This window comes from Pseudomonas sp. CBS, assembly GCF_024734645.1.
Taxonomy (GTDB): domain Bacteria; phylum Pseudomonadota; class Gammaproteobacteria; order Pseudomonadales; family Pseudomonadaceae; genus Aquipseudomonas.
This window is the reverse complement of sequence record NZ_CP102929.1, coordinates 6959087-6981734: the sequence shown is the minus strand read 5'-3', so window position 1 is coordinate 6981734 and position 22648 is coordinate 6959087. Positions and strand designations below refer to the sequence as shown.

The following is a 22648-nucleotide window of genomic DNA, read 5'->3' as shown; positions in this document are numbered from 1 at the left end:
CCCATGCCTCGCTTTGCTGCCAACCTGAGCATGCTCTACCCCGAACACCCGTTTCTGGAGCGCTTCGCCGCGGCCGCCGCCGACGGATTCGAGGCGGTGGAGTATCTGTTTCCCTATGAGTACAGCCCGCAGGAACTGCGACAACGCCTGAACGACAACGGCCTGGTGCAAGCCCTGTTTAACGCGCCGCCCGGTGATTGGGCGGCGGGCGAGCGCGGCATCGCGACCTTGCCGGGTCGCGAGGACGAGTTTCGCGCCGGTTTCGACCGGGCGCTGGAGTACGCCGCCGTGCTGGGCAATACCCGCATCCATGTGATGGCCGGCTTGCTGGCGTCGGAAAGCGACCGCGCGCGGCACCATGGGGTGTACCTGGAAAACCTCGCCTACGCTGCCGCCCAGGCGCAGCAGGCCGGCGTCACGGTGTTGCTGGAGCCGATCAACACCCGAGACATGCCAGGATTTTTCCTCAACCGCCAGGACCAGGCACAGGCCATCTGCAAGGAGGTCGGCGCCCGCAACCTGAAGGTCCAGTTCGACTGTTATCACTGCCAGATCGTCGAGGGCGACCTGGCCGTCAAGCTGCATCGTGACATGGCCGGCATCGGCCATATCCAGATTGCCGGCGTGCCTGATCGGCATGAACCGGACCTCGGGGAGCTGAATTACCCTTACCTGTTCGAGCTGATCGATGAACTGGGGTATGACGGCTGGATAGGCTGCGAATACCGACCGCGGGGCGATACCTCGGCCGGCCTGCAATGGCTGCGGGACTGGAAGGCACGCTAAACAACGCTACCCTCCCCTGCGCGCCGTTTGCGCAGGGGCTCCCAGAACAAAAACAACAGGACACTGCCCATGCAGCGCTTCGCTTCCCGGCCCGCTATCGGGCTGCTGTTTTCCCTGGTCGTCATCGGTTCCACGGTGACTGCCGCACCTTTGCCAGCCGCCACCGAAGGCGACTGGGTCGCCCCCGAGTTCACCTTCCACACTGGTGAAAAGCTCGCCAACCTGAAACTGCACTACCTCACCCTCGGCAACCCGAAGCACCCAGCCATCCTCTACCTGCACGGCACCTATCGGCCCGGCAGCGATGTATTGAGCAAGGATTTCGGTGGCGAACTGTTCGGGCCCGGCCAGCCGCTGGACGCCAGCAAGTACTACATCATCTCCACCGACGGGATAGGTATCGGCCAATCGAGCAAGCCGTCGGACGGCCTGCGTGCCAAATTTCCCGAGTACAACTACGCGGACATGGTCCAGGCCCAGTACCGGCTGGTCACCGAGGGCCTGGGGGTCAAGCACCTGCGGCTGGTCATCGGCAATTCCATGGGCGGCATGCAGACCTGGATGTGGGGCCAGACCTGGCCACAGATGATGGACGCCCTGGTGCCCATGGCCTCGCAGCCCAGCGAGATGTCGTCACGCAACTGGATGATGCGCCGGCTGCTGGTGGAGTCGATCAAGCAGGACCCGGCCTGGAACCACGGCAACTACAGCGTGCAACCGCCGTCCTTGCGCCTGGCCAACTCGCTGTTCAGCGTCGGCACCAGCGGGGGCACCCTGGCCTATCAGGCAGCGGCACCTACCCGGGCCCTGGCCGACAAGCTGGTGGATGAGCGCCTCAACGCGCCGCAAACCGCCGATGCCAATGACTTTATCTACCAGTGGCAATCGTCCGCCGACTACAACGCAATGCCAGGCTTGCACAAGATCCAGGCGCCGGTGCTGGTCATCAACTCGGCTGACGACGAGCGCAACCCACCGGAAACCGGGCGCCTGGAAGCCTCCATGCGGGAACTCAAGGATGCGCGGTTGCTGCTGATTCCGGCCAGCGCCGAAACCCGTGGCCATGGCACCACCGGCATGGCGAAGTTCTATGCGAAAGAATTGGGGCAGTTTATGCAGCAGACCGAAAAGGCCCGTTAGTCAGGCGTGAGGTCGGACGGCAACATCAGTTCGACCCCTTGCTTGCGTATGCCGTCCGCCGCGGCGGGGGCCAGCGCGGCGTCGCTGATGACGATATCGAACTGCTCCAACCCGGCGATCTTGTACATGCTGAAGGTGCCGTACTTGGAACTGCTGGCCACCAGCACCACTTGCGACGCCGACTGCATGGCCACCTGCTTGACCTCCACCTTCAACGCCGAGGGGGTGGTTATCCCGCGTCGCAGGTCCCAGGAGCTGGTGGAGATAAAGGCGATGTCGGTGACCACTTGGCGCAGGGTGGCCACCGCAAGCCCGCCCACACACGAATGGTTAGAGTGATCCAGTTGCCCGCCCGTGTGAATCACCGTCACTTGCGGGGCATCCATCAGTGCCTGCACAACGCCGAAGTCGTTGGTCACCACCGTCATGCCGGCGAGTGCCTTGATGTAAGGCACGATCTCCAGCGTGCTGGTGCCCGCGTCCAGGTAAACCGTCATGTCCGCACGCAGCAAGCGCGCGGCAAGCTTGGCCATGGCCTGCTTCTGCGGCAACTCCACCACGGCCTTGAGCTGATGGCTCGGCTCGCTGTGAAGCTGGCTGGCAATGCGCACCCCACCGGTGACCGAATACGCCCGGCCTTCCTGCTCCAGCAACGCAATGTCGCGCCGCACGGTCATGTGGGAGCAGTCGAACATCTCCATCAACTGATGAACACTCAGCACTTGATGCTTGCGCAATTGACGCAGTATCAGCTCACGGCGCTGATCAGGAATCATCGGTGCGCCGCTCTCGGCGGTGATGTCCTTCTGGCTTGGCATTCGAGGCTCCAACGGGTACGGCGGACGGGGTTCGGGTGAACCCCATAGTAGCGAATCCATCGCTGCCCGCGCGAGCCTGACAAAAAAAGCCGAGTTCAAGATGGCTGACCGCTAAACGACCTGCTGGCGAACGAAGCACGTACGCAGGCAAAGAATGGGCAAAGCCTGACGGCACCATGGCCCGCCCCAAGGGTCTTTGGTTTATGAGAGCCGGAAAAAATCCATGGAGACACCTGTGAACATCAAAGACCACCCCGAGGACTACCAGGAACTCAAGCGGGCCGTCGGCCTGCTTGAGTCACCCTCCTTGACCGCCAGGCTGTCCGGCATGATCGGCTCACCCATCGAAAGCGCGGTGAAGGCATTGCCGGGGGTGGTTTCAAAAAGGATCAATGGCGCCGTGGCGGCGGCGCTGCACTCCTCCGCCGGCGCGGCGCTGAAGAGCCTGGAGAACAGCCCGAAAAAGCCAGCCTCGACCCGGCTGCACAAGGCCTTCGCGGCGACCTCGGGCGCTATCGGCGGAGCCTTCGGTTTTGCGGCGCTGTTTGTCGAACTGCCGATCTCCACCACCATCATGATGCGCGCGGTCGCCGATGTGGCGCGCAGCGAAGGTTTTGACCTGGGGGACTTTGCGACAAAGCAGGCCTGCATCGAAGTGTTTGCCATGGGCGGCAACAGCCAGGTCGACGATGCAACGGAAACGGGTTACTACATGACCCGCAGCTTCACCACCCAGGCCATGCAGCAACTGTCGAAAGAACTGGCGGGAATCGCCGCCAAGCAGGGTTCCAAGGCCATCAGCACCTTGTCCCCGGGGCAAGCCGGCAAATGGCTGGCGATCCTGATCGACAAGGTCGCGACCCAGTTTGGCTTTACCATTTCCAGCAAGTTCGCGGCGCAGGCCGTTCCCGTGATGGGCGCCTTTACCGGGGCGACCATCAATACGCTGTTCACCCACTTCTATCAGGACATGGCGCGGGGGCACTTCATCGTCAAACGGCTTGAAGATAAATATGGGTTTGAGGCGGTCAAGGATGAGTACATGGCCATCAAGGCAGCCCCCCGGGTGCACTAGACGCGGGGGAAAGGCCTGGCACCACGATGCCCCGGGAGCAGGTTTTCCGGGACAGGCCGCCCGGATGCATACGTTTGAGCTATTTGTTGAATAGAAAAAACAACATCATAATGATGGCACTGTCTGATACGTTATTGTACGAACACAGCCACTCCGAGGATTGTCATGGGCGAAGGCGCTCCTATTCCGCCGAATGAAGTTGAACGGCTAAAAGAGGTCGCGAAATTTTGTCCACCCGACAGCGACCACGATGATGTCTTTGAAAAAATCGTCGAGATGGCGTCTGCCTACTTCAACGCCCCGATCGCACTGATTTCAATTGTCGATAAACACCGGCAATGGTTCAAGGCACGCGTGGGGCTTACAGAAACGCAGACACCGCGAGAAGTCTCTTTTTGCGCCTACTCCACGCTGGACAATTCCCTGTTGGAGGTGCTGGACGCCACGCTGGATGCCCGTTTTAAACACAACCCCCTGGTAACAGGGCCGCCGCATATTCGTTATTACGCGGGCGCGCCGTTGACCACGGAGGATGGTTTCACACTGGGAAGTCTCTGCATCATTGACACCGTCTCCCGCCCTCCCATGAACGAGCGTGACAGTGCCATGCTCAACGGCTTTGCGGAGCTGGTGATGATGCGCATACAGGGCATGCGGTCTCGAAACTTTATAGACCAACCCACGGGGCTATTTAATCGACTCAGGCTTGAGGAAGATATCCGTCAAGCGGTGAAGCTTAAAACCCGGTGCCAGGTGTATGCCGTTGACATTATCTCGCCAAAGTTCCTCAACGACATCGTAAAGGCCCTGGGGTATAGCTTTGCGGGAGACCTGGTCCTGGCGATCAAATCTCGCCTGCAAACACTCTTACCCGCGCGGTGCCTGCTTTACAAAATAAGCCCGACCCGGTTTGGCTTCCTCCTTGAGGAGGAACAAACCACCGAGCACATCTGCGCAAGTATTCTGACGGACTTCAAAAAACCGGTGGAATGCCACGGCATCCCCATACTCATGCAAGTGGGAATTGGCGTCCTGCCTATTCAAGGCGCAGGGCAGCAAGACTGGCTGCGCCTGCTGGTGAGTGCGGCAGATGAGGCACGTGACCGCAAGCTGGGATGGTCTCTTTATGAACCTCAGTTTGATGCGGCTCAACAACGCGCGTTCATGTTGTTGAGTTCGTTGCCGGAAGCGGTCAGCTCCGACCAACAGTTCAGCCTGGTGTATCAGCCCAAGATCAAACTGCCCTCGGGAAAGTGTGACTCGGTAGAGGCATTGCTACGATGGACCCATCCGTTGCTTGGCCCCATCAGCCCTGCTGAATTCATCCCCTTGGCTGAAAAAACCGCCCTGATACCCTCCGTTGGACTATGGGTGCTCAACGCAATCATCCGGCAAACGCTTGTCTGGAAAGCGCAAGGTGTGCGCCTGCGGATAGCGATGAATATCACTGTCAGCGATCTGGAAAGTTCCGAGTTCGTAGACGCGATGGTTCATGAAATTCAAACCCACGGCCTGGACCCGGCCAGCTTTGAACTTGAGTTTACCGAAAGCATGCTGATGACCAATCCTGAAGAAGTCATTCGGCAGCTGGAACGGGTTCGTAAGTTTGGCGTAGAGGTTGCCGTTGATGATTTCGGCACGGGCTACAGTAACTGGGCGTATTTGAAGGAACTGCCCGCCACTACCGTCAAGCTTGATCAATCACTGATCAGCGGACTGGGCACCAATCAAAATGACAAGCAACTGGTTAAAACCCTGATAGGTCTGGCGAAGGGGCTCGGCTACCGCGTCGTTGCCGAAGGCGTAGAAAATGAAGAGATCCTGGATCTTTTAATACAGTGGGGGTGTTCCGAGGCGCAGGGCTACCTGATAGCAAAACCTATGAGCGCAGCGGATCTGGAAGCCTGGATAGGAGTGTGCTCTGGCGCCCCTTCATTAGAAGGTACCCAAAACCCTACTTAAACGTACTGGATCGCCCTGGATTTCAGTAGTTTTTCGCAGAAACGAAAAAAGACGCCGAAGCGTCTATTCCTTAAATTACAGGCAAAAAAAAGCCACTCTATTGAGTGGCTTTTTCTTTGTGTTTGGAGCGGGAAACGAGACTCGAACTCGCGACCCCGACCTTGGCAAGGTCGTGCTCTACCAACTGAGCTATTCCCGCGTCTTGGTGATGCGCATTCTATAGAATCCTCATCACCCGTCAACCCCTTGATTCAAAAAAGTTTTATTTCTTTTCAACCTCGGTGCGCAGATGCGGCCAGGCGGCGCGCAAATATTGCAGCATGGACCACAAGGTCAGGCCCGCGGCGATCAGCAGCAAGGCGTAGCCCAGCAATACCCAGAAGGAGAAATCCGACGGGTTGGCCAGCAGGATCACCAGGGCAAGCATCTGCGCCGCGGTTTTCCATTTGCCCATGTTGGACACGGCCACATGGGCACGGGCGCCGATTTCGGCCATCCATTCCCGCAGGGCCGAGACGACGATCTCGCGACCGATGATCACAGCCGCCGGCAAGGTCAGCCAGAGGTTGCCGTGTTCCTGCACCAGCAGCACCAGGGCGACGGCTACCATCAGTTTGTCAGCCACCGGGTCCAGGAACGCGCCAAACGGCGTGCTCTGCTCCAGGCGGCGGGCCAGGTAGCCGTCCAGCCAGTCGGTGGCAGCCGCGAAGGCGAAGACCGAACTGGATGCCATGTAACTCCATTCGTACGGCAGGTAAAACAGCAAAATGAAAATCGGAATGAGCAGGACGCGTAGTACGGTGATCAGATTAGGGATATTCATCGGCACAACTGGCTACGAGGTGAGAAGGCATTCTACTCGCTGTGCAGATTTGCATAAATCAACTCTGCGAGCTTTTTACTGATACCGGGAGCTTTGGCTATTTCTTCGATGCTGGCACGGGACAGCTCCTGCAAGCCACCAAAATGTTTCAACAAGTCCCGCCGCCGTGTCGGCCCTACCCCCGCCACCCCTTCCAGGGTTGAGGTACGCCGGGTCTTGCCACGTCGGGCACGGTGGCCGGTGATGGCGAAACGGTGGGCTTCGTCGCGGATCTGCTGGATAAGATGCAGCGCCGGGGAGTCGCCCTTCAAAGTGAACTCATGGGCGGCATCATTCAAGTACAAGGTTTCAAAGCCGGCCTTGCGGGTGGCCCCCTTGGCCACGCCGAGTAGGATCAGGTCGGGCACTGCCAGTTCGTTGAGCACGTCGCGGGCCATGGACAGCTGGCCCTTGCCACCGTCCACCAAGAGGATGTCCGGCAGCTTGCCCTCGCCTTCCTTCAGTTTGCTGAAGCGGCGGGTCAGGGCCTGGTGCATGGCGGCGTAGTCATCGCCCGGGGTGACGCCTTCGATGTTGTAGCGCCGGTAGTCGGACTTGATCGGTCCTTCTGGCCCGAACACCACGCAGGAAGCCACCGTGGCTTCGCCGCTGGAATGGCTGATGTCGTAGCACTCGAGGCGCTGGGGCGGCTCGTCAAGATTGAGGACTTCGGCCAAGGCGTCAAACCGCGCGGCGACGTGCTGCCGGTTGGCCAAGCGTGCACCCAAGGCCTGTTCGGCGTTGGTCACGGCCAGTTGCTGCCAGCGGGCACGGGTGCCGCGTACGCGGTGACTGATGTCCAGCTCGCGACCGCGCAATTCATGAATCGCCTCGATCAGCGCCGGGAAGTCCTCGTGCACCACGTTGACGATCAGCTCGCTCGGCAGGTCGCGCTCGGGGCTGCTGACGTAGTACTGGCCAAGGAACGCCGCCATGACTTCGGCGACCTCCTCTTCTATACCGGTCTGGGGGAAGAAGTTCTTGCTGCCCAGCACCCGGCCGCCGCGCACGCTGATCAGGTGCACACAGGCGCCGCCCGGGTTGACGAAGGCGGCGATGACGTCGACGTCGCCGGTGCCGCCTTCCATGCTCTGCTGGTCCTGCACGCGGCGCAGCAGGGAGATCTGGTCGCGCAGTTCGGCGGCACGCTCGAAATCCAGGGTACTCGCCGCTTGCTCCATGGCGCCGGACAGCTCATCGGCCAGGGCATTGCTGCGGCCTTCGAGGAACATCACCGAGTGACGCACGTCCTCAGCGTATTCCGCAGGCTCAACCAGACCGACACATGGCGCCTTGCAGCGCTTGATCTGGTACTGCAGGCATGGGCGGTTGCGGTTTTTGTAGAAACTGTCTTCGCACTGGCGAACGAAAAACGCCTTTTGCAGCAGGCTCAGGCTTTCGCGAATGGCGCCGGCGCTGGGGTAAGGCCCGAAGTACTTGCCCTTCTGCTTCTTGGCACCGCGATGGATGCTCAGCCGCGGGAAGTCGCCGTCCGAGAGAAATACGTACGGGTAGGACTTATCGTCACGCAGCAGGATGTTGTAGGGCGGCCGCCATTCCTTGATCAGCGTCTGCTCAAGCAGCAGCGCCTCGGTTTCATTGGCGGTGATGGTGGTTTCCACCTGGGCGATACGCGCCACCAGTGCCGCCGTCTTCGTTGCCAGGCCGGTCTTGCGGAAGTAACTCGCCAGGCGGCTCTTCAGGTTCTTGGCTTTACCGACGTAGAGCAGGCGCGCTTCGCTGTCGAACATGCGATACACGCCGGGACGGCCACTGCAGGTTGCAAGGAACGCACTCGGATCGAATTGGACCTTTATTTCAGGAGCTGTCATTTCAGGCGCTGGCATCTACCATGCCGTGGCGTACCGCCAGCAGGGTCAATTCAACATCACTGCTGATGGAAAGCTTTTCGAAAATCCGATAACGGTAGGTGTTCACGGTTTTCGGCGACAGGCAGAGCTTGTCGGAGATCGACTGGACTTTCTGACAGCCGACAATCATCAAGGCGATCTGGATTTCCCGCTCCGACAATGCATCGAACGGCGAATCGCTGGTGGGCTGGAACGACTTGATCGCCAATTGCTGGGCAATCTGCGGGCTGATGTAGCGTTGGCCGGCAAATACCAGGCGGATAGCCTGGACCATCTCGGCCAATCCCGCGCCTTTTGTCAGATAGCCAGCCGCGCCCGCTTGTAGCAACCGTGTAGGAAAAGGATCTTCCTCACACACGGTCACTACCACGACTTTGATATCCGGATGGCTGCGCAACAACTTCGTAGTGGCGCCAAGACCGCCGATCCCGGGCATCTTGACGTCCATCAAAACCACATCGGGCTTCAACTCCCGGGCCTTGATCAGGGATTCCTCCCCTGACTCGGCCTGGCCGACTACTTGCAGGCCATCGATGTCAGCCAGCATTCGTGTAATGCCTGTACGAACGAGATCATGGTCATCGACTACTAGCACCCTAATCAAGCAGACACCTCGCGATATGGTCTTATAGGTTGCTGAACACCTTAGCAAAAAACCACGGCGCAGACCTAGCCGCAAGCGTCATATATATAGAGTTTCAATGCACAACGGGCCGCCGCCGAGTGGCGGGCGGCTCAATTTCCTGGGTAAAAGGTCAGGAATCCGGGGCCGATGACCGGTTTTTTCCATTGGTGGAGAGTGAATGCTCGGCCAGGGTAGAAGTCAGGCGATGGATTGCATCCTGGTCTTCCTTGAACATCGCACGGTAGTTGCCCAGCACTTTTTCTTCGATTTGGCTCAGGTTTTCCAGTTGGGTCGGCGTCGGCGTGCCGGTCAACACGTACAGGATATCGACACCTCTTTCTGCCACGCGGGACAAGTAATCGGCCTTGGGCGCGCGGCCGCCATTTTCGTATTTCCCCTGTGCGTTAGCTTCTACACCTCCTATTTCACCAAAAGTTTTCTGCGACAGGCCAAGTCGCTCTCTTTCTTGCCTTAACCGGAAACCGATTCCACTCATTTGGATGTATGATCCTATTTGGCACACCCCAAGAGGTGACACACTCATCTCGTTTTACACAAACTTGAACGGTTTTGAACTATGCCCGGTATTCGCACTGCTGCACAAGCCAAGGCTTGGCTGGAACATCAAGGTAAGTCTGTTCAAGCGTTCGCCCGGGAACATGGCGTGGACCCGGCAACCACTTATCAAGTGCTCGCTGGGCGCAAAAAGGGACGACGGGGAGAAGCCCACAAGGTCGCGGTCCTATTGGGCATGAAGGACGGGATCATCCCGGTTGAGGACGAAACCGTAAGGCAAGATCAGGAAGTCATTTCTTGAAGCCAGTATGCGCTTATTAAAACCAAGTGCCTGTTTTCCCAAAATTGGCAGTACTCACACCTGATCACGGCCGGCAATTGCGCTCCATGCGCCAGAAGCAATCCTCCGCATCTACGATTTCCAGGCCCTTGCGTTGATAGAGCCTTCGCGCCGGGTTGGTCTTGAAAACGGTCAACCGTAAAAGACCCAGCCCTTCCGCGCGCGCCTTGTACACCATCTGCTCGATAACCCAGCCGCCAGCCCCTTGATGACGAAACGCCTCAAGGATGTGCAATTCGCGGATATACAACGCCTTTGGGTCACGACTAAGGCTGATGAAACCCAGCACCTGGGAATCGCGACAGATCAACCAATTTTCCCGACCTGCCCAGGCGGTATCGAAACCCGCATCAGACCAGGACAAGTCGTATTGGCGATAATAGTTGCCCATGGCCTGATGGGTCAGGGTTCGGGCGAAGGCCAGGTGCTGACTGGTTGCAGCCTGTAGTTGAAACGCCATGTGCCTGCGCCTCCTAAATCGCCACCTGTTCCCCGTGCCAGTGGCCAGCGCTGCTGCGACGTGCAATCACCAACAAATCGCCCACACCTGGGGCGGCTGCGATCAAAGTGCCGTCAGCGCCCCAGATGGCACTGCGTCCGGCGCACGTCCAGCCACCGGTCGGGCCACCGTGATTGGCCATCAGCACCAGCATTTGATGTTCGGCGGCGTAGCCTTGGAGCAACGTTGTATCGGGAGCGTAGCCGCCTTCGCTGATCAACACACCCGCTGCGTAGATGTTCGCCCCGGCTTCGGCTGCCTGCCGTGGGTGGCTGGGGTGGGAGAAGTCTGCACATACCGCCAGGGCAATCCGGTCGTTACCCCATTCAAGGGCGGCCCCGCCCTGCCCCGCAGCAAAGGCCGCTTCTTCACCGGGATGCAGATGCTGCTTGGTATAGACCGACACCGAACCATCCGGCCCCAGCACCAGCGCGCCGATCAACACCTCACCGGCGGCCCCCAAGCGAATCGGCATGCCCACCACCGCAGTAATGCGCAATTCACGGGCCATCTCCCGCAGCGGCGCCACTACATCATCCCCGGGCGCGATCGCCAGCCCGGCAGCCAGTGACGGTTCATAGCCGGTCAGGGACAGTTCCGGAAACACCAGCAATTGCACACCATGCTCTGCCGCCGTGCGCATGAATGCCAAGTGACGCGCGATATTTCCGGGCACGTCGCCCGCAATGGAAATGGATTGGGCAGCAGCAATCGTCAAGGCCGTCATGGTCGCATCCAGGCAATCATCGTGAAGTCCGTGCAGCATATCGACACTTGGGTCATAGCCGTAAGTACCCACACTCAATAGAAATTACTGATTGAATCCACCCGCTCGCCTCAGTTAAGCTCCCCCCATCATTTGGAGACACACCATGTTGCAACTCACCCACATTCAGGTTTGCCCTGCTGCCAGCGTCCAGCGCTCGGTCGTGGCTGCCCGTGTGAGCGGTTTGAGCGCACTGGTCAGCTTTTATTTTGGGTATTGGTTTAGCCACTGGCGCGCCTGATACCTGAAATCGGCGCCCACTACTCAAGGGGTCGCCTACCAGAGAAATCTAACCCCCGGTCGGCTCCCCGACCGGGGGTTTTGTTTTTTCAGCCCTTCATTATTTTTGCCACACATCGAACACTTAAAGGACTCACGACATGAACTACGCCACCTATTACCGCTACGACACCTCCACCGCCTGGCGATTTAGCAAGCTCCGTTCGGGACAGCCTGCCGCCTCCGATCGGTCACCTATTGGTGGCAAGCCAACACACGTAGCCAATACGGCCAATTGTCGAACACCCCAGTAGGGCAGAGCGTGCGGGAACAGCCCGCCGCTTGCCCAGGAAGCCCGAATATGAACGCCTCGATCGCCGCTCTGCCTGTTTCAACCCTGTCCTGCGCCAATGAAGCGCTGACCCAGCGTTTGCCCAGTGCCCTTGAGCTCAAGCACCAACTGCCGCTGAGCCCATTCCTCAACGAACAGATCCACGCCCATCGCCAAGCCGTGCGCGCCATTCTCCAGGGCGAAGACTCACGCCTGCTGGTGATCGTCGGCCCGTGCTCGATCCACGACCCGGAATCGGCCATGGAATACGCACGCAACCTGAAAAAACTGGCCCATGAAGTCAGTGACCAGATGCTGCTGGTGATCCGTGCCTACGTCGAAAAACCCCGCACCACCATCGGTTGGAAAGGCCTGGCCTACGACCCACGCCTGGATGGCAGCGACGACATGGCCGCAGGCCTGACCCTGTCCCGGGAACTGATGCGTGAAATGCTGCGCCTGGGCCTGCCGGTGGCCACCGAGCTACTGCAACCGATGGCTGCCGGCTACTTCGATGACCTGCTGAGCTGGGTCGCCATTGGCGCGCGCACCACCGAATCGCAGATCCACCGCGAAATGGCCAGCGGCCTCGGCATGCCCGTGGGCTTCAAGAACGGCACCGACGGCGGCGTCGCCATCGCCTGTGACGCCATGCGCTCCGCCGCGCACCCGCACCGCCACTTCGGCGTCGACAGCCAGGGCCATCCGGCGATCATCCAGACCCCGGGCAACCCCGATACCCATCTGGTATTGCGCGGCGGCCACCGTGGGCCGAACTACGATCGTCAGAGCGTGGCCCAGGTACACGCCGACCTGGCCAAGAGCAAAGTCGCGCCGCGGATCATGGTCGACTGCAGCCACGCCAATAGCGGCAAAGACCCGCTGCGCCAACCGGCAGTGTTCAACGACGTGCTGGAGCAGCGCTTGCAGGGCGACACGTCGCTGATCGGCATGATGATCGAGAGCCATCTGTTCGAAGGCTGCCAGCCGTTGAGCCCGTCGATGAAATACGGCGTGTCGATCACCGACGGCTGCCTGGGCTGGGATGGCACGGAGCAGTTGCTGCGCAGCGCTGCCGAGCGGCTGCGGGCACACAATCCCGCCTGATAATGACGATCAAATGTGGGAGCGGGCTTGCTCGCGAATGCGGTGGTTCAGCCAGCATATGCATCAACTGGCACACCGCTTTCGCGAGCAAGCCCGCTCCCACACTGGATCTTCACTTACTTGACTAACGTGGGTACAGCGCCTCATCAAACTGCTCGAGCTTTGGAAATACCAACGGCTGGTCATCCGCCAGCCCTTCCAATCGCTGCTGGTAGCGGTGCAGAAAATCCTGCCGAGCCTCGGCGCTGATATACGGCACATGCCACGCCACAAACGGCTCGAGCACTTCAAATCCGACATACGCCAGCGTGCCACGCAGAATCGGCCGCAGCATGTCCTCCAACGGCCCATGAATCGCCCCCTCGCCAAACATATGCTCGCGTCCGCCGAGGGTCACCGTGACCAGCGCTTTCTTGCCCGCGAGCCCGCCCTGATCGTAAAACCGCTTGCCGCCGTAACACACCCCCGACACCAGCACCCGGTCAATCCAGCCCTTAAGCATCGCGGGCGCCGAGAACCAGAAGATCGGGAAGTTGAGGATCAGCAGATCGGCCCACAGCAGCTTGTCCAACTCCTGCCGGATATCCGCCGCGATGGATTGGCTTTTTACCCCCAGGCGCTGCTCCAGGGCATACACCAGGTAGTCGGGGTTCTCCCGCGAGGTGAAGTCCGAGGCGCTGGCTACGGGATTCCAGTGCATCGCGTACAAATCACTGACCTGCACCTCGTGCCCCTGCGCTTGCAGGGTGGCGATGGCCTGGTCACGCAAGGCCGCGGTAAACGACTGCGGCTCGGGATGGGCATGGACAATCAACACCTTCATAAAAACTCCTCAAGAAGTAAGCGCGGCCCGTTCGGCCAGCAAATGGTCGAGCCAGTCGGGGTCCATTTCCGGCTCCGATGAAAACAGCAGGCCGGTGTAGTCCTGATACGGCGGGGTGAAGATTGCGCTGCGGCTGCCCTGGTCCACCACCCTGCCCCGCTGCATCACCACCACTTCGTCGGCAATGGCGCGCACCGTGGCCACGTCATGGGTGATAAACAGGTAGGCCACGCCCAACTGCTGCTGGATGCGGTTGAGCAGTTTCAGCACACCCTCGGCCACTAACTGGTCCAGGGCCGAGGTCACTTCGTCACAAATGATCAGTTGTGGGTCGGCCGCCAGCGCGCGAGCGATGCAAATCCGCTGCTTCTGGCCACCGGACAGTTCTCGGGGCTGACGCTCCATGAAGGTGGCCGGGTCCAGCTCGATCATCTCCAGCAACTCAGCGACTCGGGCGCGCATAGCCTTGCCCTTGAGGCCGAGGTAGAAGGTCAGTGGCCGGCCGATGATGTCGACGATGCGCTGGCGCGGGTTCAGCGCGGTATCGGGGATCTGGTAGATCATCTGGATCCGTCGCAACTGCTCCTTGCTGCGCCGACGAAAGTCCGCCGGCAACGCTTCACCGTCATACAGCACCTGCCCCGCCGTAGCCGGCAGCAACCCGGTAATCAAGCGTGCGGTGGAGCTTTTGCCGCTGCCGGACTCACCGATCACCGCCAACGTCTGGCCGCGATGCAAGCTCATCGACACGTCATGCAGCACCGGCTGATGCCCGTAGCTGGCACACACCTGGCGCACTTCCAGCAGCGGCACCTGCTGCTGCGGGCAAGCCTTGGGCTCGGTGCGAAAACTGCGCACCGCCCACAGGGATTTGGTGTAGTCCTGCTGCGGGGCGCTGAGCATGGTGCGGGTCTCGGCCTCCTCCACCAGCTTGCCGTGGCGCAGCACCATGATGCGGTCGGCCATCTGTGCGACCACCGCCAGGTCGTGGCTGATATAGAGCGCGGCGCTGCCGAAGGTTTTCACCGCATCGCGAATCGCCGCCAACACTTCGATCTGGGTGGTGACGTCGAGGGCGGTGGTGGGTTCGTCGAAGATGATCAGGTCCGGGTGACAGGCCATCGCCATGGCGGTCATCACCCGTTGCAGTTGCCCGCCGGAGACCTGGTGCGGATAACGCTGGCCGATGGTTTCCGGATTGGGCAGGCGCAGCACGCGGTACAACTCCACCGCCTCGCGTTCAGCCTGGGCGCGGCTGATGCCACCGTTGATCACGGCGGTTTCCACATGCTGGTCAATCAGCCGATGGGCCGGGTTGAACGACGCGGCAGCGGATTGCGCTACGTAGGCGATCCGCAGTCCTCGAAGCTTGCGCAAGGCTTCGGGTTTGGCCTGCAACAGCTGAGTACCGTCAAAGCACACCGAGCCACCGGTGATGCGGCAACCGTCGCGGGCAAAGCCCATGGCCGCCAGGCCCAGGGTTGATTTACCCGCGCCAGACTCACCAATCAGCCCCAGTACCTCGCCCCGTTGCAACGTCAGGTCGATACCCTTGATCAACGGATGCCAGGCGTCGTCGTAATGCCCTTCAATCTGCAGGTTGCGGATTTCCAGCAATGGCTTGTCCATCCTCAACACTCCTTCAGGCCGCTGGATTTATGCAGCATCCAGTCGACGACAAAATTCACGCTGACGGTGATCAACGCCACCGCCAGGGCCGGCAGCAACGGGCTGATGTCGCCGAAGGTGATCAGCACCGCATTGTCGCGGACCATGCTGCCCCAATCGGCGGTGGGCGGTTGAATGCCCAGGCCAAGGAACGACAGCGCGCTGATAAACAGGAACACGAAACAGAACCGCAGGCCGAACTCGGCAATCAATGGCGCCGCGGCATTGGGCAGCACTTCGCGGGTGACCAGCCACCACAGCCCTTCCCCGCGCAAGCGCGCGGCTTCAACAAAATCCTGCACCACCACGGTCATCGCCACGGCCCGGGACAGGCGAAACACCCGGGTCGAGTCCAGCAATGCAATCACCAGCACCAGCGAGGTGGCATTGGTGCCCACCACGCTGAGGATCAGCAAAGCGAAGATCAGTTGCGGGATCGCCATCAGGATGTCCACCACCCGCGACAACCCCTGATCGACCCAGCCGCCCTTGATCGCCGCAATCAAGCCGCTCAAGCCACCCAGTAAAAACGCCAGCACCGTCGTCAAAAAAGCGATGCCCAGGGTGTTGCGCGCGCCATATACCAGGCGGCTGAACATGTCCCGCCCAAGGTTATCGGTGCCCAGCAGGAACTGGCCGCTCCAGGGCGCAAACCCGTCACCCACCACCTGGGTTTCCCCGTAAGGTGCGAGCACCGGCGCAAATAACGCCACCAGCACGTACAGCACGATAACCAGCAGGCCGAACTTCGCGCTCAATGGCGCCCTGGCCAGTTGTGTGAGAAGGCTCATGGTCTACCCCTTGGGATGCATCAGGCGTGGGTTAGTGGCGATGGACAGCACATCGGCGCCGGTGTTGAGCAGGATGTAGGTGGCGGCAAAGATCAGGCTGCACGCCTGCACCACCGGGATATCGCGCTTGGACACCGAGTCCACCAGCAACTGGCCGAGACCCGGGTAGACAAACACCACCTCGACCACCACCACACCCACCACCAGGTACGCGAGGTTGAGCGCGATCACGTTGACGATCGGCGCCAAGGCATTGGGCAGCGCATGGCGCCAGATAATCCGCGACTGGCTGATGCCCTTGAGCCGGGCCATTTCGATATACGGGCTGGCCAGCAGGTTGATCAGCGAGGCGCGGGTCATGCGCATCATCTGCGCAATCACCACCAGGCTCAGGGTGGCCACCGGCAGCACCGAGCGTTCGAGAATGGTGCCGAACGACGCGTCCGGCGCCAGGTTGGACAGGCTGGGAAACCAGCCGAGCTTGACCGAAAACACCAGAATCAGCAGGTAGGCGACGAAGAACTCGGGGAATGACACCGCGCTCAGGGCCGAGGTGTTGAGCAGGCGGTCGAACCAGCTGTTGCGGTACAGCGCGGCGAGCATGCCCAGCACCAGCGCCAGGGGCACCGAAACCAGCGCGGCCAATGCCGCCAGGCGCAAGGTGTTGCCCAGGCGAGCGCCGATCAGTTCGGCGATGGGCCGCTGGTTGGCCAGGGACGCGCCGAGGTCGCCGTGCAGCAGGCGCAGCAGCCATTGCACGAACCGGCTCAGGGGCGGCAGGTCGAGGCCCAGTTGGGCGCGAAACGCGGCGATGGTTTCCGGCGTGGCGGACTGGCCGAGCATGGCCTGGGCGATATCGCCGGGGAGCATGCCCACGGCCAGGAAGATGATCACCGAGACGGCGAACAACGACAGCAGGCCGAGGGCCAGGCGTTGGAGTACCAGTTTGAATAGGCTATTCATGTTCGGTTCTCATGAGTTGGGCATGTGCTCGAAGGCGACACAGGACCGATGTGGGAGCGGGCTTGCTCGCGAAAGCGGTGTATCAGCCAATACAGATAGAGACTGATCCACCGCATTCGCGAGCAAGCCCGCTCCCACATTTGATTGGTGGCGTTTCTGAAATCTTCACGCCTGCCACCACCGCTCGATCAGCCGCAACCCATCCAGTTCCCCATACGGCGCCGTCAGCGGTCCATGGCTGATGCGGTTCGAACGGGCCGCCACGGAGCTGGCGAACAACGGCACAATCGCCCCGCCATCGTCCCGGCACAGGCTCTGCATTTCGTTGTACATTTCCTGGCGCAGCGGCGCGTTCATCTCCCCCCGCGCTGCATTGAGCAACTGGTTGAAGCGGTCGTTATCCCAATGGGTTTCGTTCCACGCCGCACCCTTGGCGTAGCCGATGCTGAACATGCGGTCGGCAGTCAGGCTGCTGTACCAGAACGAGGTGGTGAACGGCTGCTTCATCCAGATATTGGAGAAATACCCATCCGCCGGCTCGCGCACCACGTCGATATCAATCCCGGCCTGGCGTGCCTGCTCCTTGAACAGCACCGAAGCATCCACCGCGCCGGTGTAGGCGGCATCGGAAGCTTGCAGGCGCACCTTGAGCGACTCGACACCGGCCTTGCGCAGGTAGAAGCGCGACTTGTCCGGGTCGTAGGTACGCTGCTCCAGCGCCGCGTTGATAAAGCGGCTGCCGGGCTGGATCGGATGGTCGTTGCCCACCAGGCCATAGCCATGCAGCACCGAGGCCAGCAGGGTTTCGCGGTTGATTGCATGCTTCATCGCCATGCGAATATCGTTGTTCTTGAACTCGTTGCTGTCGCATAACATCGGGAAGGTGTAGTGCTGGGCGCCCTTGGTTTCTTCGATGACCAGCGTGGGATTGCGCTTGAGCAGGGCCACGGTTTTCAGGTCGACCTTGTTGATCACATCCACCTGCCCGGTGACCAGCGCATTGACCCGCGCTGCGCCGTCGGCAATCGCCAACAGCTCGGCGCTGGCGAAGTGCGCCCGGCCTGGCTTCCAGTAATCCGGGTTGCGCTCCAGGTCCATGCGCACGCCGGGCTCGAAACTTTTCAGGCGATAGCCGCTGGTGCCGATCCCGGCCTGCCAGTCGGCGGCACCGTCCTTGGCGGGCATGATCACCAGATGGTAATCGGCGACCACATAGGCGAAATCGGCATTGCCCGAGTGCAGTTCGAACACTACCGCGTCATTACCCTTGGCGCTGACGCTGGCCACATCACCGATTACCGTCTTGGCCGCCGAGGTGGAGTTGGCTGCCAGGTGATGGTTGATCGAGGCCACCACATCGTCGGCGGTCAGGCTTTTGCCGTTATGGAAGGTCACGCCCTGGCGCAGTTTGAAGGTCCAGATGCGCGCGTCGGGCGTCGACTCAAAGCTTTCGGCCAGTTCGGGAATGGCGCTGCCGTCCACCGCGATTTCCGTGAGGGTGTTGTACACCGCCGAAAAGCCGACGAAGGTAAAGGTGTCGACCCAGGAACCCGGATCGCGGGAGTCGGTGGTGCTGCCGCCAGCCAGCCCCATGCGCAGCACGCCGCCCGGCTTGGGCGTGGCCTCTTCGGCGAAGGCCGGCAGCGGCAGGCCCATGGAAAACGCGGCGGCCACGGCACCGGCTACAGCGCTGTGTTTGAGGAAGTCTCGTCGGTGCATCGCTTGAGTCATTTTGTTGTTGTTTTCGCTCATGGTGTTGCTCCTCTAAAGGTTCACACAGGCATGCTTCAACTCGATCAGGGTCACGCCGTTGCGCTTGAAACCGTTACGCAAATCCGTCTGCAGCTCATCCAGGTTCTGTGGCTCGCTGACCGTGCAGCCGAACGCCCGCGCCAGGGCGGCGAAGTCCGGGTTGCGCGGCAGTACGCCGATGGGTTCGATGTCCAGGTTCAGCATGTCGTCGCGAATTTGCCCGAGGGCGTCGTTGTTCCACAGCAACACCACCAGCGGGCTGTCCAGCTCTTCCACCGCCGTGGCCAGTTCCTGGGCGGTGTAGAGAAAGCCACCGTCGCCCACCAGCACCAGGCCAGGCCGTTCAGGCGCACCGAACTTGGCGCCGATACCGGCCGGCAGGCCATAGCCCAAGGTGCCGTAGCCGGTGGGATGCAGCCAACTGCGGGTGGCATTGCTGGGGAAGGCGTAGTTGCCGGTGTAGGCCAGTTGGGTCATGTCACTGCTGATGAAGGCATTGGCGGGCAACTCGGCGGCGACGCGGTCGAGAATCGCCTGGTGAATCCGTTGCAACGGACCGTGGCCGCTGCTGACTGCCCGGCGTAACGTCGCGACTGCAGCGGTGGCGGCATCCGCGCTGCGCGGCGTGGCTGGCAAGCGTTCCAGCAAAGCCAGCGTCGTTTGCTGGGCATCACCGTGCAACGCGACGGCGCAAGGATAGAAATCGTTGAACTTGCGCGGGTCGATATCCACGCGCAGCAGCTCGCCGTTAATCGGCAGGCGTTCACGCCAAAAATCCGTATCGGCCATTTCGGTGCCGATGGCCAACACCACATCCGCCTCGGCGATAAGCTGCCAGCCGGGCTCGATGCACAAGGTCGAACCGGCGTTCAACGGATGCTCCACCGGCAATAAACCCTTGCCGGCAACACTGCTGAAAAACGGCGCCGCCAGTTGTGTGCTCAAGCGCTGCAAGGCCTCGGCCGCCAACAGTGCGCCGCCACCGGCAATGATCATTGGCCGCTTGGCCGCCGCCAGTTTCGCCACGGCCTGATCGAGGCTTTCAGCCGATGGCAGACCTCGCCCGGGACGGCGCACCACCTCATGGCTCCAGTCGCGCTTGATCGGCGCCGACAGCACATCCAGCGGCACCGAAATATGCACCGGCCGTGGTCGCTCACTGTCGAACACCGCATAGGCCCGCGCGATCAATTCCGGCAAATCCTCGGCACTCAACGCCACCGCTGAAAACGCGGTGATGGGCGCGGTCATCGCGCGCTGGTCCTGGGTTTCATGCAGGCAGCCCCAGCCCTTACCGAGGCTGGCGGTGTGGTTGACGCTGGAAATCACCAGCAGCGGAATCGAGTCAGCGTATGCCTGGCCGATTGCCGTGGCGGCGTTGGTCACCCCCGGCCCGGTGATGATGAAACACACGCCTGGCTTGCCGCTGACCCGCGCATAACCGTCGGCCATAAAGCCGGCGCCCTGCTCGTGGCGGGTCAACACATGCCGAATGCCACTGCCGGGCAAACCGCGATACAGCTCCAGCGTGTGCACGCCGGGAATCCCGAACACCGTGTCGACGCCATAGTTGGCCAGCAATCGCACCAGGGCCTGGCCGCCCGTCAAGGTTTTGCTTTGCATCGTCATCTCCTTCACACCTGGGCGAGACGGATCAATGCATCGACCGCCGTGGCGCCCTGGGCATTGACCAGCAATGGGTTTACATCGAGTTCCAGCAACTGCCCGGCGTTGGCGCAGGCGTAGTCGGCCACCGCACGAATCGCCGCCACCAGCGCCTCCATGTCGGCCACTTCCCGCCCGCGAAAGCCTTGCAGCAATGCCGCGCTGCGCAGGCTGAGCAAGGCATTGCGGATCGCATCGTCGGTGGTCGGCAGCAGCAGGCTGCGACTGTCCTTGAGCAACTCCACGAGGATTCCACCGGCACCGATCACCAGTGCCAGGCCGAAGTCATTTTCGCGCTTGATGCCCACAATCAGCTCGGCCAACGGCGGCGTGGCCATGGACTCCAACAGCAGGTGATCGAACGGTACACCCGGCGCATAGGCAGCAATCCGCTCACGCATATGGGCCAGGGCCGCAGTCAAGGCGAAGCCGTCCCGCAGGTTGAGCGCCACGGCGCCGGCTTCGGTTTTGTGCGGTAGATCGGCACTGACGGCCTTGAGCACCAGCGGGTAGCCCAGCACTTTGGCATCGGCGATGGCCCGCGCTGGCGTGCTCAAGACACCGGCCGGCGTGGACAGACCGAAAGCCCGCAACGCCTGCTTGGAGTCCCACTCGTTAAGCGACTGTCCGAGTGCTTCCAGCGCTTGCGGGCACAGCGGCACCAATACCGACTCACCCCGCGCCAGCAGCGCCCGCCGATTGTTTTGGTAGTCGGCAATCCGACCCCAGGCCGCCAGCGCATCTTCTACGCCCTGCAACGCCGCAACACCTTGCGCATGCAGGCGCTCGCGAGCGTGAGCCGGCAACAATTCGGGGAAGGCCGAGGTGACAAAGCCGGTCTTGCCGTGGCGAGTCAGCGCACTGCAAAACAGCGCCAGCAGCAGGTCGCATTCCTTGCGCTCACCGGTAAATTCCGCCGGGTAGTCGAGCACCAGCATCGCCGCATCCGCGTCGGTGCGCAGTGCGGTATCGAGCATGGTATTGAGGGCTTCGCTGTTGCCCCAGATGGCCGTGGTGAAATCCAGCGGGTTGACCAGGTTGGCGTAGCTCGGCAGTACCTGCGCCAGTTCCGAACGCTGGCCTTCATCGAGTTTGGGCAGGCTTAAATCGTTGCGCTCGGCGTAGTCGGCAATCAACCCGGCATCGCCACCGGAACAGGCCAGGGCAATCAGGCTGTTGCCCGCCGGCAAGTTACCGCAGGCCGCAGCTTTCAGGGTCTCGACAAAACTCACCGGGCCGCTGACCCGGATCACGCCCAGGCGCGCAAACAGGCTGTCGTACAACGCGTCTGAACCCGACAACGAACTGGTATGACTCAAGGCCAACTCGGCACCGATCTGCGACACGCCGGTTTTCAGGGCGATGATCGGAATGCCTTTTTCCAGCGCCTTATGGGCCGCACGGGCGAACCCCGGCACATTCTTCAAGCCTTCCAGGTGCAGGCCGATGGCCGTGACGCGCGGCTCGTCGAGCAACACATCCATCAACTCGGCAACCCCCAATTGCGCCTGGTTGCCCACCGACGCCATATAGGCCACCGGCAGCGAACGGTCGCTCATGGACAGGTTGTAAGCGAAGTTGCCGCTCTGGGTCAGCACCGCAACGCCCTTCTCTACCGGCTTGCCGCCATGGGCTACCGGCCAGAGCGCCGAGCTGTGCAAGTAATCCAGCAGGCCATAGCAATTGGGGCCGAGCAGCGCCATCTCGCCCGCCGCCTCGAGCAGTTGTTGCTGCAAGGCCTGGCCCTCGGCGCCGGTTTCGGCAAACCCGGAGGCGTAGCAGATGGCGCCACCGGTGCCGATGGCCGCCAGTTCGGCAACGCAGGTCAGGGTCAGCTCGCGGTTGGTGGCAATAAACACCGCGTCCGGGCCGCACGGCAAATCAGCCACGCGGCGTACGCAGGGAATGCCATCGAGGCTGTCATGCTGCGGATTGACCAGCCACATCTGGCCGGCAAAACCACCTTCGGCACAGCGCTTGAGGGCGCGGGCCATGCTGCGCCCGCCGACGAATGCCAGGTGACGGGGCGCCAGCAGGCGCTTGAGATTGTCGCGAATAGCCTGGGACAT

Annotated in this window: 21 protein-coding genes and 1 tRNA gene; 7 read left to right on the top strand and 15 right to left on the bottom strand. The window is 61.2% G+C overall.

Features of this window, described 5'->3' with window-relative positions; all coding sequences use genetic code 11:
- Positions 1-3: 3 nt before the first annotated feature.
- Together otnI and NVB75_RS31935 are read left to right on the top strand one after the other, a co-directional pair.
- Positions 4-786, top strand: a complete 783-nt coding sequence (gene otnI / locus NVB75_RS31940) for a 2-oxo-tetronate isomerase (RefSeq protein ID WP_258344935.1) — start codon at positions 4-6, stop codon at positions 784-786.
- Positions 787-855: 69 nt separating this feature from the next.
- Complete coding sequence (locus NVB75_RS31935; protein ID WP_258344934.1) at positions 856-1926, top strand: alpha/beta fold hydrolase; 1071 nt, start codon at positions 856-858, stop codon at positions 1924-1926.
- Here the strand turns inward: NVB75_RS31935 and NVB75_RS31930 are convergent.
- Positions 1923-2744 carry a DeoR/GlpR family DNA-binding transcription regulator gene (locus NVB75_RS31930; protein WP_258344929.1) on the bottom strand — a complete coding sequence of 274 codons (822 nt, stop codon included), beginning with the start codon at positions 2742-2744 and terminating at the stop codon, positions 1923-1925. The two genes, NVB75_RS31935 and NVB75_RS31930, sit on opposite strands and share 4 nt — an antisense overlap.
- A 223-nt stretch (positions 2745-2967) precedes the next feature.
- On the opposite strand from NVB75_RS31930, the gene NVB75_RS31925 reads away from it, so the two are divergent.
- Positions 2968-3819: an EcsC family protein gene (locus NVB75_RS31925; protein WP_258344928.1), complete on the top strand. Its 852-nt coding sequence runs from the start codon at positions 2968-2970 to the stop codon at positions 3817-3819.
- Between the two features lie 165 nt (positions 3820-3984).
- Positions 3985-5781 carry an EAL domain-containing protein gene (locus NVB75_RS31920; protein ID WP_258344927.1) on the top strand — a complete coding sequence of 599 codons (1797 nt, stop codon included), beginning with the start codon at positions 3985-3987 and terminating at the stop codon, positions 5779-5781.
- 123 nt (positions 5782-5904) lie between these two features.
- On the opposite strand, the gene NVB75_RS31915 is transcribed toward NVB75_RS31920, so the two are convergent.
- From NVB75_RS31915 to NVB75_RS31895, 5 genes are all read right to left on the bottom strand, one after another.
- Positions 5905-5980, bottom strand: a tRNA-Gly gene (locus NVB75_RS31915).
- Positions 5981-6043: 63 nt separating this feature from the next.
- Positions 6044-6604 carry a CDP-diacylglycerol--glycerol-3-phosphate 3-phosphatidyltransferase gene (gene pgsA, locus NVB75_RS31910; RefSeq protein WP_003208929.1) on the bottom strand — a complete coding sequence of 187 codons (561 nt, stop codon included), beginning with the start codon at positions 6602-6604 and terminating at the stop codon, positions 6044-6046.
- Between the two features lie 32 nt (positions 6605-6636).
- Positions 6637-8475 carry an excinuclease ABC subunit UvrC gene (gene uvrC / locus NVB75_RS31905; protein WP_375378898.1) on the bottom strand — a complete coding sequence of 613 codons (1839 nt, stop codon included), beginning with the start codon at positions 8473-8475 and terminating at the stop codon, positions 6637-6639.
- 1 nt (position 8476) lies between these two features.
- Positions 8477-9118: a UvrY/SirA/GacA family response regulator transcription factor gene (gene uvrY, locus NVB75_RS31900; RefSeq protein WP_008436066.1), complete on the bottom strand. Its 642-nt coding sequence runs from the start codon at positions 9116-9118 to the stop codon at positions 8477-8479.
- Between the two features lie 151 nt (positions 9119-9269).
- Positions 9270-9635: a helix-turn-helix domain-containing protein gene (locus tag NVB75_RS31895; RefSeq protein ID WP_258344926.1), complete on the bottom strand. Its 366-nt coding sequence runs from the start codon at positions 9633-9635 to the stop codon at positions 9270-9272.
- An 81-nt stretch (positions 9636-9716) separates the two neighbouring features.
- Here NVB75_RS31895 and NVB75_RS31890 point away from each other — a divergent pair, with 81 nt between their 5' ends.
- Entirely contained in the window at positions 9717-9956 is a 240-nt protein-coding gene (locus tag NVB75_RS31890) for a DNA-binding protein (RefSeq protein ID WP_003208935.1), read from the top strand.
- Positions 9957-10020: 64 nt separating this feature from the next.
- Here the strand turns inward: NVB75_RS31890 and NVB75_RS31885 are convergent, their stop codons facing one another.
- Together NVB75_RS31885 and NVB75_RS31880 are read right to left on the bottom strand one after the other, a co-directional pair.
- On the bottom strand, positions 10021-10455 hold the full coding sequence (locus tag NVB75_RS31885; protein WP_258344924.1) for a GNAT family N-acetyltransferase: 435 nt from the start codon (positions 10453-10455) through the stop codon (positions 10021-10023).
- A 13-nt stretch (positions 10456-10468) separates the two neighbouring features.
- Positions 10469-11221 (bottom strand): carbon-nitrogen hydrolase family protein, encoded by a 753-nt coding sequence (locus tag NVB75_RS31880; RefSeq protein WP_258344923.1) that lies wholly within the window; start codon positions 11219-11221, stop codon positions 10469-10471.
- Positions 11222-11366: 145 nt separating this feature from the next.
- Here NVB75_RS31880 and NVB75_RS31875 point away from each other — a divergent pair, with 145 nt between their 5' ends.
- Both NVB75_RS31875 and NVB75_RS31870 read left to right on the top strand, forming a co-directional pair.
- Positions 11367-11501, top strand: coding sequence for a hypothetical protein (locus tag NVB75_RS31875; RefSeq protein ID WP_256344006.1), 135 nt, complete (start codon positions 11367-11369; stop codon positions 11499-11501).
- A 339-nt stretch (positions 11502-11840) separates the two neighbouring features.
- Complete coding sequence (locus tag NVB75_RS31870; RefSeq protein ID WP_258344920.1) at positions 11841-12917, top strand: 3-deoxy-7-phosphoheptulonate synthase; 1077 nt, start codon at positions 11841-11843, stop codon at positions 12915-12917.
- A 124-nt stretch (positions 12918-13041) separates the two neighbouring features.
- Here NVB75_RS31870 and NVB75_RS31865 read toward each other — a convergent pair whose 3' ends face one another.
- From NVB75_RS31865 to NVB75_RS31835, 7 genes are all read right to left on the bottom strand, one after another.
- On the bottom strand, positions 13042-13740 hold the full coding sequence (locus NVB75_RS31865; protein WP_258344918.1) for an NAD(P)H-dependent oxidoreductase: 699 nt from the start codon (positions 13738-13740) through the stop codon (positions 13042-13044).
- Between the two features lie 9 nt (positions 13741-13749).
- A complete protein-coding gene (locus tag NVB75_RS31860) occupies positions 13750-15369 on the bottom strand; it encodes an ABC transporter ATP-binding protein (RefSeq protein ID WP_258344916.1) in 1620 nt (539 codons plus the stop codon).
- Between the two features lie 2 nt (positions 15370-15371).
- Positions 15372-16199 (bottom strand): ABC transporter permease, encoded by an 828-nt coding sequence (locus NVB75_RS31855; protein WP_003208948.1) that lies wholly within the window; start codon positions 16197-16199, stop codon positions 15372-15374.
- Between the two features lie 3 nt (positions 16200-16202).
- Positions 16203-17162, bottom strand: a complete 960-nt coding sequence (locus NVB75_RS31850; protein ID WP_017475430.1) for an ABC transporter permease — start codon at positions 17160-17162, stop codon at positions 16203-16205.
- Between the two features lie 165 nt (positions 17163-17327).
- Positions 17328-18914 (bottom strand): ABC transporter substrate-binding protein, encoded by a 1587-nt coding sequence (locus tag NVB75_RS31845; protein WP_258344911.1) that lies wholly within the window; start codon positions 18912-18914, stop codon positions 17328-17330.
- 12 nt (positions 18915-18926) lie between these two features.
- Positions 18927-20537, bottom strand: coding sequence for a 5-guanidino-2-oxopentanoate decarboxylase (locus NVB75_RS31840; RefSeq protein WP_258344909.1), 1611 nt, complete (start codon positions 20535-20537; stop codon positions 18927-18929).
- An 11-nt stretch (positions 20538-20548) separates the two neighbouring features.
- The gene (locus NVB75_RS31835; protein WP_258344908.1) at positions 20549-22648 is read right to left on the bottom strand and encodes an acetate--CoA ligase family protein; all 2100 of its coding nucleotides are present in this window, start codon (positions 22646-22648) and stop codon (positions 20549-20551) included.